The sequence below is a fragment of the Amycolatopsis lexingtonensis genome (assembly GCF_014873755.1).
Classification (GTDB): domain Bacteria; phylum Actinomycetota; class Actinomycetes; order Mycobacteriales; family Pseudonocardiaceae; genus Amycolatopsis; species Amycolatopsis lexingtonensis.
The window spans coordinates 5,417,904-5,431,578 of sequence record NZ_JADBEG010000001.1; the positions used below are offsets into that span (position 1 = coordinate 5,417,904).

Here is a 13,675-nt window from a genome sequence, read left to right on the forward strand (position 1 = left end):
ATGATCATCACGCTACTGAGGGGCGGGCGGAATCGTCAACGGAGGTTCCCGGTGATCAGGACTCCGGTTCTTCTTTCTTCTGCGCTTCGAGCTCGGCGGACAGCGAACGCCAGGCCGTCTCGGCGGCCTTCTGCTCGGCTTCCTTCTTCGTCGACCCCGAGCCGTCGCCCAGCGGGCGCGAAGCGACCAGGACCGTGGCCGTGAACTCCTTGCGGTGGTCCGGCCCGGTGTCCTCGACCTTGTACTCGGGCACGCCGAGACCGGCCGACGCGGTCAGCTCCTGCAGGCTCGTCTTCCAGTCGAGGCCGGCCCCGCGCAGCGGCGCTTCGGCGAGCAGGCCGTCGAAGAGGCGGTGCACGAGCTTGCGGGCGATCTCGATGCCGTGCGCGAGGTACGTCGCACCGATCACCGCCTCCAGGCCGTCGGCGAGGATGCTCGCCTTGTCCCGGCCGCCGGTGAGCTCTTCGCCCTTGCCCAGCAGCAGGTGCGCGCCGAGCCCGCCCTCGCCGAGCCCGCGCGCGACGCGGGCCAGCGCGTGCATGTTGACGACGCTGGCGCGGAGCTTCGCGAGCTGACCTTCGGGCAGGTCGGGATGCGTGTTGTACAGGTGATCGGTGACGACCAGGCCGAGCACGGCGTCCCCGAGGAACTCCAGCCGCTCATTGGGCGGCAGGCCCCCGTTCTCGTACGCGTACGAGCGGTGGGTCAGCGACAGCCCGAGCAGCTCGGGGTCGAGTGTGACCCCGAGCGCTTCGAGCAACGGCGCCGGATCGGCTGGTGGTCCCCCGGGCGTCTTGCCCCCCATGTCGGCTACCCGATCAGGCGGGCTCGACGACCTGGCGGCCGTTGTGCTGGCCGCACGACGGGCACGCGATGTGCTGGAGCTTCGGCTGCTTGCAGGCGCGGTTGGAGCAGGGCACCAGCTGCACCGGAGCCGCCTTCCACTGGCTGCGGCGGGAGCGCGTGTTGGATCGCGACATCTTCCGCTTCGGGACGGCCACGAGTAGATCTCCTTATGACGGTCTGCTCGCGGTGCGAGCGAACTTCCTCCGCAACGAGCTGGGTCGCTCGTCAGGCTTGCTCAGCGGGACCCGGCGCAGGCTTTTCGCCCGCATTCTCGTCGAAGCGCTCGACCAGTGCGGCCCACCGAGGGTCTATCTTCTCATGCCCGTGTCCGGGCTCGAGATCGGCCCACTTGACGCCGCAGTCGATGCACAGCCCGGCGCAGTCTTCGGTGCACAGCGGGGCCAGCGGCAGGGCCAGCACGATCGCGTCGCGGACGATGGGCTCGAGGTCGATCTTGTCGTCGACCAGGCGCGGGATCTCGTCCTCGTCCGTGGTCTCCTCGGTGGCCGACCCCGGGTAGGCGAACAGCTCCTGGACCTCGACCTCGACCTCTTCGGTCAGCGGGTCGAGGCAGCGGGCGCAGGTGCCCTTGGCGGTCGCCGTGGCGGTGCCGCTGACCAGGACGCCTTCGACGACGGACTCGAGCAGCAGGTCGAGCTCGAGCTCGGAGCCCGCCTCGATGGTGATGACGTCGGGGACGCCGAGCGGCGTCTCCACCGGCACGCTGCGCTTGAGGGCGCGGCTGAGGCCGGCGTGACGGCCGAGCTCACGGGTGTCGATCACCCACGGGCTGCGGTCGTCGAGCTGGGGGGTCTTGTTCTCGGACATCCAGTCCAGAGTACGCACCGGGTGCCACGCCTTTTGACCTGGCACCTCGCGGGGCGTCCGGCGCGGAACGTCATGAACGAGTCGTTCACCTCGCCGGACGCCAGGGGCCCGGCAAAGTCAGGTCAGCACGGCCGATCCGGCTGCGCGCACGTCATGAACGACCCGTTCATGACATCCCGCGACGCCGAGCCGACCGCGGCCACCCTGCCGCCGTGACCCGCTCGATCCACGTCTTGAATGGGTCATTCAGGTCTTCTGAAGACCTGAATGACCCATTCAAGACGCTGGGGCAACGCTGCGGAGTGCACCGACGGGACTTTGCAGGGACCCTGTCGCCGGACGCGGCGAATGGGTCGTTCACGACCTACGGACCCGGGAGCGGGCGTGCGGAGCGGCCGAGAGGCGCGTCACACCTGGTAGTCGTACAGCGTGGGACGGCCGCCGCCGCTCGGGAGGTTCGCCGGGGAACGCAGGTGGTTGCGGCCCGAGTCGACCGTCCGCAGCGTCGTCGCCAGCAGCTCCGAGAACTCCGCCAGCTTCCCGTCCACGTACGCGTCGCAGTCCTGGCGCTGGCGGTCGGCCTCCGCGTGGGCCTCGTCGACGATGCGGGCCGACTCGGCGTGCGCGGCCTGGACGACCTCGGTCTGGGCGACCAGGCGGGCCTGCTCGGCGCGGCCGTCCTCGATGGCGCGGTCGTAGGCGTCGCGGCCGGCCTGGATCATGCGCTCGGACTCGGCGCGGGAGCGGTCGGTGAGGTTCTGGTACTCGGCCTGGCCCGCCGCGACCGTGCGGTCGGCCTGGTCGTGGGCGTCGGCGAGCATCTGCTCGGCGCGGGCACGCGCGTCGGCCAGGATGCGCTCGGCTTCGTCGGTCGCTTCGGCGATGGTCCGCTCGGCCTCGGCGTTCGCCCCCGCGACCGCTTCGCCCGCCTCCTTGCGGGCGGCGTGGATCAGGTCGTCGCGCTTGTCCAGGACGTCCTGGGCGTCGTCGACCTCCGCGGGCAGCGCGTCGCGGACGTCGTCGAGGAGTTCGAGCACGTCGCCGCGGGGCACCACGCAACTGGACGTCATCGGGACGCCGCGCGCCTCCTCGACGATGGTGACGAGCTCGTCGAGCGCCTCGAAAACCCGGTACACGGCAACTCCAATCCCCTGTCGCTGTGACCAGTCTGCCCGTTGCCCGCGCCGAACCGGTGAAGGCGCACGGCGCCGGGCGTGTCCTCCCCCGGCGCCGCGGCCGAAGATCAGGAGCTCAGGTCGACGCTCTTGAACGTGGCGTAGTGGTCGGGGGTGTAGGCCAGCTCGCCCGCCCCGCCCGAGATCACCCGGTCGTCCGTACCCACCGCGTACAGCTTGTAGTAGCCGGACGAGCAGGCCGGGAGCACGCCTTCGCGGTTCTCGTACGTCGTCCCCGCCGAGGTGCCGTTCCGCACGTTGTCCACGACCGTGCGGGCCGCCGACGACAGCTGCGAGTAGCCGATCTTCGCCAGGCCGGACAGGTCGCCGCAGGCGTGGGTCGTGCCGCCGCCGTCGACGTCGATCACCTGGAAGGTCGCGTAGTGGTCGCCGGTGTAGAAGTACTCGCCGCCGGAGCCGGTCACGATGCGGCGCGTGCCGCGGGTGCTCGAACCCGGGGTCGGCACCGTGTACTCGTGGTAGTAGCCGGACGCGCAGGACGGGAGGATGCCCTCCCGGTTGTCGAAGACGACGCCGTCGTTCTGCGGGTACGGGAACGGCCCGTCGGTCTGGATCAGGTTGTACGTCGTCGTCGCTTCGGCGGGCAGGGCCGAGAGCGCCGTGTGCGTGAAGCCGGAGAGGTCACCGCAGGAGTTCTGCGCCGCGACGGCCGGTGAACTCGTCACCGCTTCGGCGGCGGTGACCCCCATGGACAGCGTGGCCAGGAGCGCGAAGAGGACCGCGACCAGGCGAGATCGGTAGTTGGTCATTTTCGGACCGTAACTCGATCGCGTGATCGTCAGAAGACGGGAACGTGAACTCCGCCACCGCGGGCGGCAAGTCCCGACGAACGTAGGGGGCCGATCGACGGGAACCGGGCGTCCCGGGTTGCGAGAAGTCTCTTGTGGAGGGTCAGCCCCCGAGCTTCGGGAACTTCTCGGTGAGGCGCTCGTAGACGATCGGCGGCACCAGGTGCTCGATGTCGCCGCCGAGCGCGGCGACCTCCTTGACCAGCGAGCTGGACACGAACCCGTACGCCGGGTTGTTGGCCATCAGCAGCGTCTCGACGCCGGTGAGCTCGCGGTTCATCTGCGCCATCTGCAGCTCGTAGTCGAAGTCGCTGACCGAGCGCAGGCCCTTGGCGATCGCCGCGATGCCGTTGTCGCGGCAGTAGTCGACCAGCAGGCCTTCCCAGGAGTCGACCCGCACGTTGCCGAGCTTCGCGGTGATCTCCCGCAGCATCTCCAGGCGCTCTTCGATCTCGAAGAGGCCCTTCTTGCTCTTGTTCACCCCCACCGCGACGACGACCTCGTCGAACAGCTGGGCCGCCCGCTCGATGATGTCGAGGTGCCCGTTGGTGGCCGGATCGTAGGAACCGGGACAGACCGCACGCCGCATGGCGCGGACGCTACCGTGCCGAACCCGGTTTCCGCCGCGTGGCTCACGCCACAGGCGAGTATTCGGCCCAGAAGACCGCCGTGTCGCCGTACTTCTTCGCGCGCGAGGGCTCGAAGCCCGCCGGCCAGTCCGGCTCGCCGTCGCGGGCCGCGCGTTCGACCACCACCAGCGCGCTCTCCCCCAGCCAGCCGCCCGTCGCCAGCGAAGCCAGCACCTTGCCGAGCGCCGCCGCGTCCACGGCGTAGGGCGGGTCGGCCAGCACCAGGTCGAACGCCGACGGCGCGGGCGCGGCGACGACCGCCTCGACCTGCCCGGCCCGGACGGTCCCGCCCAGGCCCAGCGCCGCGACGTTGCCGCGCAGCACCTCCACCGCGCGCCGGTCGGACTCCACGAACAGCGCGTCCGAAGCGCCGCGGGAAAGTGCTTCGAGGCCGAGCGCGCCGGAGCCGGCGTAGAGGTCGAGGACGCGGGCGCCGTCCAGCTCCCCCGCCGTCTCCAGGGCGTTGAACAGGGCTTCCCGCACGCGTTCCGACGTCGGCCGGGTGCCCTTCGGCGGCACCTTGAGCCGCCGTCCGCCCGCCGATCCGGCCACGATCCTCGTCACCCCCCGATTGTGCGGGGATGACGCGGAGCACTCAGAACCGGGACATCGGTGTGCGGTCGGAACCCAACGCGTAGAGTCGTTCTTCGCCCTCGGAGGCGATCCAGAGCTGTCAAGGAGCCATGCGTGTCGGAACCTCGGGTCAGACGGGCCGAGATCGCCATCGAACAAGCCCACGTCGATCGCGTGTACACCCGTCTGGACGAACTGCGCACCCAAGCCGAGGCGATGCGCACCAAGGGCTATGAAATCGGCCAGGGCGCGCAGCGCGAGGCGATCTTCGAGCAGGCGTCGATGCTGTTCGAGCGGGACATGATGGTCTACCACGCCAACCAGACGCTCCAGACGCTCGACGCCGAGTACGAGGGGCTCGTCTTCGGCAGGCTGGACGACCGCGAAGGCGAACGCACCTACGTCGGGCGGCTCGGCATCCGCGACGCCGAGTTCGACAACCTCGTCACGGACTGGCGCGCGCCGGCCGCGGCCGCGTTCTACCAGGCCACCGCCGAGGAGCCGATGGACGTCGTGCGGCGGCGCGTGATCCGCTGCTCCGGCCAGAACGTCCTCGACGTCGACGACGACGTCCTGATCGCCGACGCCGTGCCCGAGGGCATGCAGATCGTCGGCGAAGGCGCGCTGATGGCGGCGCTGGGGCGCTCGCGCGGCGAGAAGATGCGCGACATCGTCGCGACCATCCAGAAGGAGCAGGACGAGGTCATCCGGGCGCCGTGGCGCGGCGTCACCGAGATCACCGGCGGGCCGGGCACCGGCAAGACCGCCGTCGCGCTGCACCGCGCGGCCTACCTGCTCTACCGCCACCGCCGCCAGCTCGGCGGGGCGGGCGTGCTCGTGATCGGGCCGTCCGGGGTGTTCACCAGCTACATCTCGCGCGTCCTCCCCTCGATGGGTGAGACGAACGTCGAACTGCGCGCGCTCGGCGAAGTCCTCGACGGCCTGGAGGCGACGCGGCAGGACGCGGCGCCCCTGGCGGCGGTCAAGGGGTCGCTGCGGATGCGGAAGGTGCTGCTGCGGGCGCTGCGGGACACCCCGCCGGAGGCGCCCGAGGAGATGCGGATCGTCTACCGCGGCGAGGTCCTGAAGCTGAACGCGCGCGAGCTGGAGAAGGTGCGCCGCAAGGCCCACACGCAGGGCGCGCCGCCGAACCGGTCGCGGATCCGGGCCGCCGAGCTGCTGCTGGACGCGCTGGCGGCGAAGGCCGAGGAGTACGCGAAGGCCGACGGCAAGCAGTTCGACCGGGCCGAGCTGATCACCGACCTGGGCGAGCGGATCGACTTCCACCGGTTCCTGGTGGTGTGGTGGCCGGTGCTGTACCCGGCGCAGATCCTCAAGTGGCTGGGCGAGGAGAAGCGGCTCGCGGCGGCGTCGAAGGGCGTCCTGAACCGCGCCGAGATCTCGATGCTGGCCGCGGACTTCGCGGACCGGTCGCGCGGCTGGTCGATCGCGGACGTGGCGCTTTTGGACGAGCTGCGCGTGCTGATCGGGCCGCCGCCGAAGCGCAAGCGCCGCCAGGTGATCGAGGTGGAGCCGCAGCGCTCCGGCGGCGCCCCGACCCGGCCCGAGCACTACGACGAGTACTCGCACGTGGTCGTCGACGAGTCGCAGGACCTTTCGCCGATGCAGTGGCGGATGGTCGGGCGGCGCGGGAAGTACGCGAGCTGGACCGTGGTCGGCGACCCGGTGCAGAGCTCGTGGCCGGACCCGGCCGAGGCGGCGACCGCGCGCGACCAGGCGTTCGGCGTCAAGACGACCCGGCGGCGCTTCACGCTGCGCACGAACTACCGGAACTCGGCGGAGATCTTCGACCTGGCGGCCAAGGTCGTGGCCGGGCACGCGGAAGCCGGCGAGCTGCCGGTCGCGGTGCGGCAGACCGGCGTGGTGCCGGAGGTCCGCCCGGTCGAGGCCACCGGCCTGGCGGCCGCGACGCAGGCGGCGGTCAAGGAACTGCTGGGCGCGGTCGAGGGCACGGTCGGCGTCATCACGGCGATGGACCGGGTGCCGGAGGTCGGTGGCTGGCTGTCGGGGCAGGCGGACGAGCGGTTGAAGGTCGTGGGCAGCCTGGACTCGAAGGGGCTCGAGTACGACGCTGTGGTGCTGGTCGAGCCGATCGACCTGGTGACGGAGTCGACGACCGGGCGGCGGGTGCTGTACGTGGCGCTGACCCGGGCGACGCAGCAGCTCACGGTGCTGGCCTCGAACCCGGATTGGCTGCCGTCGGCCTGACGCGGTGTCTTGAATGAGTCGTTCATGACGGCTCGGCCACGTCGCCGCCGGTGACCGGCTCGCCTGACGTCTTGAATGAGTCATTCAGGTCTTCGGAGGTCCTGAATGACTCATTCAAGACGTTGGCGGAGCGCTGTGTCTCGGCCCGGGCGTGAACACGCTGAAGGGCCCCTTCGAGGGGCGGGAGGCGGGGTTCCCGTGCCCTTGAAGGAGCCCTTCAGACCCCCGGTGAAATGAACGTCGCGAGGACGTTTCCGTCCGAGGGCATGTCTAGCCGATCCGCGTTGTTCGGTGTCAGCGCGCCGCCACCGAACAACAACGCCGAACAATTCAGGGGCAAGGGGGCGCGTAGCCGAGGCCCGGCAGGCTCGCCGTCCATTCGGCTTCGCTGATCCGGGGTGCCGCCACCGCGCAGATTCTTTCGGCCGCCCGGTCAGGATCGGTCTCCCACAACCGTACCGTGCCGTCCGCGCCCGCACCGGCCAGCGTGTGCCCGTCGGGCGCGTACTGCGCGGCGTAGACGCGGTCCCGTTCTTCGGGCAGGACCGCCTTCGGGGCCGCGGCGGCGACGTCCCACAGCCGGATCGTCCGGTCGTAGCTGCCGGAGGCGAGGGTCCGGCCGTCGCCGCTGAAGGACACCGACATGACGATGTCCGTGTGCCCGGCCAGCACCGTGGACACGGGGTTCGCGACGTCCCAGAGCCGGATCGTGCGGTCGGCGCTCCCGGTCGCGACCCGCTTCCCGTCGGGGCTGAAGGCGATCGAGAAGATCGTGTCGGTGTGCCCTTCGAGCTTCGCCACCGTCCGCGGGGCCCGCGGCGCCGAGATGTCCCAGAGCCGCGCGGTGTGGTCCCAGCCCGCGGTCGCGAGGGTCCGGCCGTCGGGGCTGAACGCGATCGTGTGGACGTCGTCGTCGTGGCCGTCCAGCCTGGCGATCTCCACCGGGTGGAGGCGGTCGGCGAGGTCCCACAGCCGGGCGGTGTGGCCGTCGCCCGCGGTGGCCAGCAGCTTGCCGTCCGGGCTGAAGACGACCGCGTCGATGTCGTCGTGGTATCGGTTGAACACCGTCGGCGGCCCCGGGTGCGCCGGGTCGGTGATGTCCCGGACCGTCATCGTGTGGTCCCAGCTGCCGGTGGCCAGGGTGCGGCCGTCCGGGCTGATCGCGACGCCGCAGACCGCGTTGCCGAAGCCGCCGATCGTGGCGAGGAGGCGGGGCGCGGCCGGGTCGGTGCGGTCGTGCAGCCGGACGGTCTCGTCGTAGCCGGCGGTGGCGAGCAGCTCGCCGCCCCGGCCGAAGGCGACGTGGCAGGCCTGGGCCGTGTGCGCCGGGATGCCGGGGCCGGGCAGGTCCCAGAGCCGGGCGGTCTGGTCGTCGCTGGCCGTGGCGAGGGTGCGGCCGTCGCGGGTGAACACCGCGGAGCCGACCGCGCCGATGTGCCCGGGCAGGGACAGCCGCTCGCGGGGCTGCTTCGGATCGGTGACGTCCCACAGCCGGGCCGTGCGGTCGAAGCCGGTGGTGGCGAGCGTGCGCCCGTCGGCGGTGAACGCGACCGAGCGCACGATCGCCTTGTGCGCGGTGAGCGACGCCAGCTGCGCCGGGCGGGCCGGGTCGGTGACGTCCCACAGCCGCGCGGTCTGGTCCTGGCTCGCCGTGGCGAGGGTCCGCCCGTCGGGGCTGAACGCGACCGAGTGCACGACGTCGGTGTGGCCGGCCGCCACGCCGAGCTGCGTCCGCGAAGCGACGTCCCAGACCCGCGCGGTCTTGTCGGCCGACGCGGACGCGAGCAGCTTGCCGTCGGCGCTGAAGGCCAGGTTGTTGACGTAGGAGGTGTGCCCTTTCAGCTCGCCCAGCGGGCGCGGACGGGCCGGGTCGGCGGTGTCGTAGAGCCGGAGCGTGCCGGTGACGTCGGCGGTCGCCAGCAGCGGCCCGGCCGGGCTGAAGGCGACGGCGTAGGACTTGCCCTGGTGCTGCTCGATCGTCGTGCCGGGACCCGGGCGGGCCGGGTCGGAGACGTCCCAGACGCGGACGGTGCCGTCGAAGCCCGCGGTGGCCACGGTCCGGCCGTCGGCGGCGAACGCGACGTTGTTGACGTTGCCGGCGTGCCCGGCGAGGGTGCCCAGGGCCACGGGGTGGTGCGGGTCGCCGATGTCCCACAGCCGCGCGGTGCCGTCCCAGCTCGCGGTGGCCATGACGCGGCCGTCGGGGCGGAGGGCGACGGTGTTGACCCGGCCGGTGTGCCCGGTGAGCCGGGTCGAGTACGGCGTCGCGAACATGCCGAGCACGCTGCTGCGCTCGTCGGCGCCGGGGTCGAGCCGGTACGCGGCCAGCGCGAGCTGCGCGGCCAGCGCGGGGTTGGTGGCGCGCATGGCCAGCGCCTGGCCCGCGACCTTCTGGGCGAGCGCGCTGTTGCGCTGCTCGGTGGCCGTCGACTCGGCGTGCACGGCGTAGACGGTGGCGCCCACCGCGAAGACCAGCAGCACCGCGAGCAGCGCGACCAGCTGCCGGAGCCGGCGGGTGCGGCGGCGGTCGCGCTCCTGCTCGGCGTGCTCGACGGCGAGGCTCGCGTCGAGGAACCGCCGTTCCCGCCGGGACAGCGCGGAGTCCTGGCGCGCGGCCCACTCCCGCGCGATGGCCAGCCGGGTGCCGCGGTAGAGCCAGCCGGGGTCTTCGCCGACGGACTCCCAGGCGCCGGTCGCCTCGGTGAGCTGCCGGTGCACGCGCAGGCCTTCGCGGTCCTGGGTGAGCCACTCGCGCAGCCGCGGCCAGCCCCGGATGAGGGCTTCGTGGGCGATCTCGATGCCGGTGTCGTCGAGGGCGACCAGCCGGGCCGAGGCCAGCTCGCCGAGGACGACGGCGGTGTCTTCGTCCTCGGTGTCGAGTTCGGCGCGGCCGATCCGGCGCTTGGTGTCTTCGGTGCCTTCGCCGAGCGCGGTCATCCGGAGGAAGATCTGCCGGGCCAGCCGCTGCTGAGGGCCCGAGAACTTCCCGAAGGTCCCTTCGGACGTCTGCGCGATGGCCCGCTCGATGCCGCCGGTCGACTCGTAGCCGGCGAGGGTCAGCGTGGTGCCGCGGCGCCGCCGCCACGTCTCCAGCAGCGCGTGGGAGAGCAGCGGCAGCACGCCGGGCTGGCCGGTGGCGTCCGCGACGAGCCGCGAGACCAGTGCGTTTTCGACGCGGTAGCCGGCGTCCACGGCGGGCCGCGAGATCGCCTGCCGGAGCTCCTCGGTGGTCATCGGGCCGACCAGGACCTGGGCGTCCTGCATCGCCTCGGCGAGCACGGCGTGGCGCGCGCAGTGGGTGTAGAAGTCGGTGCGGATGCCGAGCACCACCCGAGTCCGGCTGTCCGGGCCGGTCGTGGCGGCGACCAGCGCGTCGAGGAAGCGGGTGCGTTCCACGTCGTCCTGGCAGAGCGTGAAGACCTCTTCGAACTGGTCGACGACCAGCACGACGTCCTCGCCGCCGTCGTCGGTCAGCTGGCGGGCGGCCAGGCCCAGGTTGCGGGGGTGCGCGGCGAAGTCGTCGAGCAGGGCGCCGGCCGGGACACCGAGCGCGGCGGCGAACCTGACCGCGCACTCGTGCAGCGGCCGGGCACCCGGGGTGAGCAGCACCACCGGTCCCTTGACGGCGGGCAGCAGACCGGCGCGCAGCAGCGAGGACTTGCCCGATCCGGACGCGCCGAGGACGGCGAGAAAACGTTGTCTCGACAGCCGCGCGACGAGCTTTTCGATCAGCTTGTCCCGGCCGAAGAATCGCCGCGCGTCAGCTGAGGTGAATGCGGACAGGCCGACGTAAGGCGGGATTTCCCCGGATTCGGGCTCGGGCGGTGAATCGGCACCGTCCCGGCGCGACTCTTCGGCGACGGCGTGCCACCGCTCTTCCCATTCACCGGGGACCCCGCCGCAGGCCCGGACGTAGGCCAGAGTCACCGCCAAGCTGGGGAGTTTCCGTCCGCCGGCGGCTTCGGACAGCGTGCCGGCCGAGTAGTGCGCACGACGGCCGAGCTCGCGATAAGTGGGGTTCCCGGCGCTCTCGCGCAAACGCCGGAGATCGGCGGCGAATTCGGTCAGCAGATCGTCCCCGGGATCCAGGGGTCGCTCCGGACGCGGCACCCGTCCTCCTGTTTCTCTTTTTCCGGTTCGGACACCGTATCCCCATTGCCGCCCCTTCCGCGGCCGTTCGGCGCGAACGGCGTGAAGATCGTCACCGCCCGCCGGGAAGCAATGCGGGCACCGGGGCGTTGACCCCGGTTGTGAGCTCACTGCCTGACGTGCCGCTGTCCGTGCTCGACCTGTCCCCCGTGTCGGAGGGGAACACCGTCGGCGAGACGCTGCGCAACACCCTGGACCTCGCCCGCGCCGCGGAACGGCTGGGCTTCAACCGCTACTGGCTGGCCGAGCACCACAACATGCCCGGCATCGCCAGCTCGGCGACGTCGGTGCTGATCGGCCACGTCGCCGACGCGACCGAGCGCATCCGCGTCGGCTCGGGCGGCGTGATGCTGCCCAACCACGCGCCCCTGGTGGTCGCCGAGCAGTTCGGCACCCTGGAGGCGTTCCACCCGGGCCGCATCGACCTCGGCATCGGCCGCGCGCCCGGCACCGACCAGCGCACGGCACTCGCCCTGCGCGGCCCCGGCGGGCTGTCGGCGGACAACTTCCCGGAGCACCTGCAGGAGCTGATCGGCTACTTCACCCATTCGGAGGCCCGCGGCGTCAACGCGGTGGTCGCGGAGGGCAACCAGCCGCCGGTGTGGCTGCTGGGTTCCAGCGGCTTCAGCGCCCAGCTCGCGGGACGGCTGGGGCTGCCGTTCTCCTTCGCCCACCACTTCGCGGCCGAGAACACGATCCCGGCGGTGCAGCTGTACCGGGAGAACTTCCAGCCTTCCGCGGTCCTTTCCGAGCCGTACGTGATGCTGGGCGTTTCGGTGGTCGCGGCGGAGACCGACGAGCGCGCGCAGTTCCTGGCGGGGCCGTCGGGCCTGACGTTCCTGAGCCTGCGCCGCGGGCGGCCGATCGCGCTGCCGACGCCGGAGGAGGCCGCGGAGTACCCGTACACCGAGATGGACCGGGCGTTCCTGGCCGACCGGTTCGGGTCGAGCATCATCGGCTCGCCGGAGACGGTGCAGAAGGGGTTCGAGCAGCTGCTCGCGGACACCGGCGCGGACGAGCTGATGATCACGACGATGGTGCACGGGCACGCGGACCGGGTGCGGTCGTACGAGCTGCTGGCCGGCCTCAAGTCCTGACGCGGCAGCGCCGGGCCCCGCAACCAGCCCCACGACGCCACCCGAGCCGAGCCGGGCCACGCGGCGAGCGTCTTGAATGACTCATTCAGGTCGTCGGAGGTCCTGAATGACTCATTCAAGACCGCGCGAGCCGAGCGCACGCCACCCCGGCGGCGCAACTCTGGACGTGCGGCACCGCCCGGCCTACCCTCCCCGCGTACCCGTCCACCCCGTCGTTCCGGTGAGCGGGAATGGTCACGACCGTGCAGGTCGCCCCCGCTCACCGCACCCGGTAGGGGATTTTCTTTTCCTCCACTGACAACAAGATCCAGGCCGTTTGTCAGTACTCGACAAGAAATGCGCGGTTACCAGCCCGTGACCGCGTGATCCTGCTCAAGTTCTTGTCTCCCAGCAGGGCCGTCGTTAGCGTACCGACCAGTAGGAAACGGCACGGTGTCCCCCGAGACCGTGAATGGCCGACAATTGTTACCCCGTTCGGACCATTTCCCTTTGCTCACCTCGGGTGTATTCGGCGTGCCGCCGAAACCGCTGGGGAGGCACACGAATGGCCGAACGGACGACGACGGCGTCGTTCCCCGGGGCCGCCGCGCTGCGGCAGACCGGACGGCTCTACGGGCTGGGGCTGGACGTCGTGCGGCTGACGTTCCGCCGCCCGTTCCAGGTGCGTGAGCTGGTCCAGCAGTTCTGGTTCATCGCGAGCGTCTCGATCCTGCCGACGGCACTGGTCTCCATCCCGTTCGGCGCGGTGATCGCGCTGCACATCGGGTCGCTGACCACGCAGATCGGCGCGCAGTCGTTCACCGGCGCGGCGAGTGTGCTCGCGATCATCCAGCAGGCCAGCCCGATCGTCACCGCGCTGCTCATCGCCGGCGCGGGTGGCAGCGCCATGTGCGCCGACCTGGGCTCCCGGACCATCCGCGAAGAGATCGACGCCATGGAAGTGCTCGGCGTCTCGCCCGTGCAGCGGCTGATCGTGCCGCGGGTGCTCGCCGCGATGGGCGTCGCCATCTTCCTGAACGGCATGGTCAGCGTCGTCGGCGTGCTCGGCGGCTACTTCTTCAACGTGATCATGCAGCACGGGACGCCGGGCGCGTACCTGGCGAGCTTCTCCGCGCTCGCCCAGCTGCCCGACCTGTGGATCAGCGAGATCAAGGCGCTCATCTTCGGCTTCGTCGCCGGGGTCGTGGCCGCCTACCGGGGGTTGAACCCCAAGGGCGGGCCGAAGGGCGTCGGCGACGCCGTGAACCAGTCCGTGGTCATCACGTTCCTGCTGCTGTTCGTGCTGAACCTGGTGCTCACCACCGTGTACCTGCAACTCGTGCCGCCCAAGGGGAGCTGAT

At 71.4% G+C, this 13,675-nt stretch carries 11 protein-coding genes; 3 read left to right on the forward strand and 8 right to left on the reverse strand.

The genetic code is table 11. The features are described from left to right. Positions 1 to 55: 55 nt before the first annotated feature. From rnc to rsmD, 7 genes are all read right to left on the reverse strand, one after another. Positions 56 to 805 (reverse strand): ribonuclease III, encoded by a 750-nt coding sequence (gene rnc, locus H4696_RS24335; protein WP_192782508.1) that lies wholly within the window; start codon positions 803 to 805, stop codon positions 56 to 58. Between the two features lie 13 nt (positions 806 to 818). Beyond that, positions 819 to 1,001 (reverse strand): 50S ribosomal protein L32, encoded by a 183-nt coding sequence (rpmF, locus tag H4696_RS24340; protein ID WP_013223689.1) that lies wholly within the window; start codon positions 999 to 1,001, stop codon positions 819 to 821. 70 nt (positions 1,002 to 1,071) lie between these two features. Beyond that, positions 1,072 to 1,674 (reverse strand): YceD family protein, encoded by a 603-nt coding sequence (locus H4696_RS24345; RefSeq protein ID WP_169734987.1) that lies wholly within the window; start codon positions 1,672 to 1,674, stop codon positions 1,072 to 1,074. Positions 1,675 to 2,081: 407 nt separating this feature from the next. Continuing rightward, positions 2,082 to 2,810 carry a DivIVA domain-containing protein gene (locus H4696_RS24350; protein WP_086860363.1) on the reverse strand — a complete coding sequence of 243 codons (729 nt, stop codon included), beginning with the start codon at positions 2,808 to 2,810 and terminating at the stop codon, positions 2,082 to 2,084. A gap of 107 nt (positions 2,811 to 2,917) precedes the next feature. Continuing rightward, the gene (locus tag H4696_RS24355) at positions 2,918 to 3,619 is read right to left on the reverse strand and encodes a ribonuclease domain-containing protein (protein ID WP_086860366.1); all 702 of its coding nucleotides are present in this window, start codon (positions 3,617 to 3,619) and stop codon (positions 2,918 to 2,920) included. Positions 3,620 to 3,761: 142 nt separating this feature from the next. After that, complete coding sequence (coaD, locus tag H4696_RS24360) at positions 3,762 to 4,247, reverse strand: pantetheine-phosphate adenylyltransferase (RefSeq protein ID WP_086860368.1); 486 nt, start codon at positions 4,245 to 4,247, stop codon at positions 3,762 to 3,764. Positions 4,248 to 4,290: 43 nt separating this feature from the next. Continuing rightward, a complete protein-coding gene (gene rsmD / locus H4696_RS24365) occupies positions 4,291 to 4,851 on the reverse strand; it encodes a 16S rRNA (guanine(966)-N(2))-methyltransferase RsmD (protein ID WP_192782509.1) in 561 nt (186 codons plus the stop codon). 123 nt (positions 4,852 to 4,974) lie between these two features. Between rsmD and H4696_RS24370 the strand changes: the two genes are divergently transcribed. Then, positions 4,975 to 7,089: a HelD family protein gene (locus H4696_RS24370; protein ID WP_086860372.1), complete on the forward strand. Its 2,115-nt coding sequence runs from the start codon at positions 4,975 to 4,977 to the stop codon at positions 7,087 to 7,089. A gap of 330 nt (positions 7,090 to 7,419) precedes the next feature. Here H4696_RS24370 and H4696_RS24375 read toward each other — a convergent pair whose 3' ends face one another. Beyond that, positions 7,420 to 11,199, reverse strand: a complete 3,780-nt coding sequence (locus H4696_RS24375; RefSeq protein ID WP_476693076.1) for an nSTAND1 domain-containing NTPase — start codon at positions 11,197 to 11,199, stop codon at positions 7,420 to 7,422. Between the two features lie 140 nt (positions 11,200 to 11,339). On the opposite strand from H4696_RS24375, the gene H4696_RS24380 reads away from it, so the two are divergent. Next, complete coding sequence (locus tag H4696_RS24380) at positions 11,340 to 12,335, forward strand: LLM class flavin-dependent oxidoreductase (RefSeq protein ID WP_211299681.1); 996 nt, start codon at positions 11,340 to 11,342, stop codon at positions 12,333 to 12,335. Positions 12,336 to 12,879: 544 nt separating this feature from the next. After that, positions 12,880 to 13,674 (forward strand): MlaE family ABC transporter permease, encoded by a 795-nt coding sequence (locus H4696_RS24385; protein ID WP_086860376.1) that lies wholly within the window; start codon positions 12,880 to 12,882, stop codon positions 13,672 to 13,674. Position 13,675: the final 1 nt, after the last annotated feature.

Excerpts from the sequence above, each read along its gene's own strand:
- rnc (WP_192782508.1), bottom strand. The coding sequence starts at position 805 with ATGGGGGGCAAGACGCCCGGGGGACCACCAGCCGATCCGGCGCCGTTG.
- H4696_RS24345 (WP_169734987.1), bottom strand. The coding sequence starts at position 1,674 with ATGTCCGAGAACAAGACCCCCCAGCTCGACGACCGCAGCCCGTGGGTG.
- H4696_RS24355 (WP_086860366.1), bottom strand. The coding sequence starts at position 3,619 with ATGACCAACTACCGATCTCGCCTGGTCGCGGTCCTCTTCGCGCTCCTG.
- coaD (WP_086860368.1), bottom strand. The coding sequence starts at position 4,247 with ATGCGGCGTGCGGTCTGTCCCGGTTCCTACGATCCGGCCACCAACGGG.
- H4696_RS24385 (WP_086860376.1), top strand. The coding sequence starts at position 12,880 with ATGGCCGAACGGACGACGACGGCGTCGTTCCCCGGGGCCGCCGCGCTG.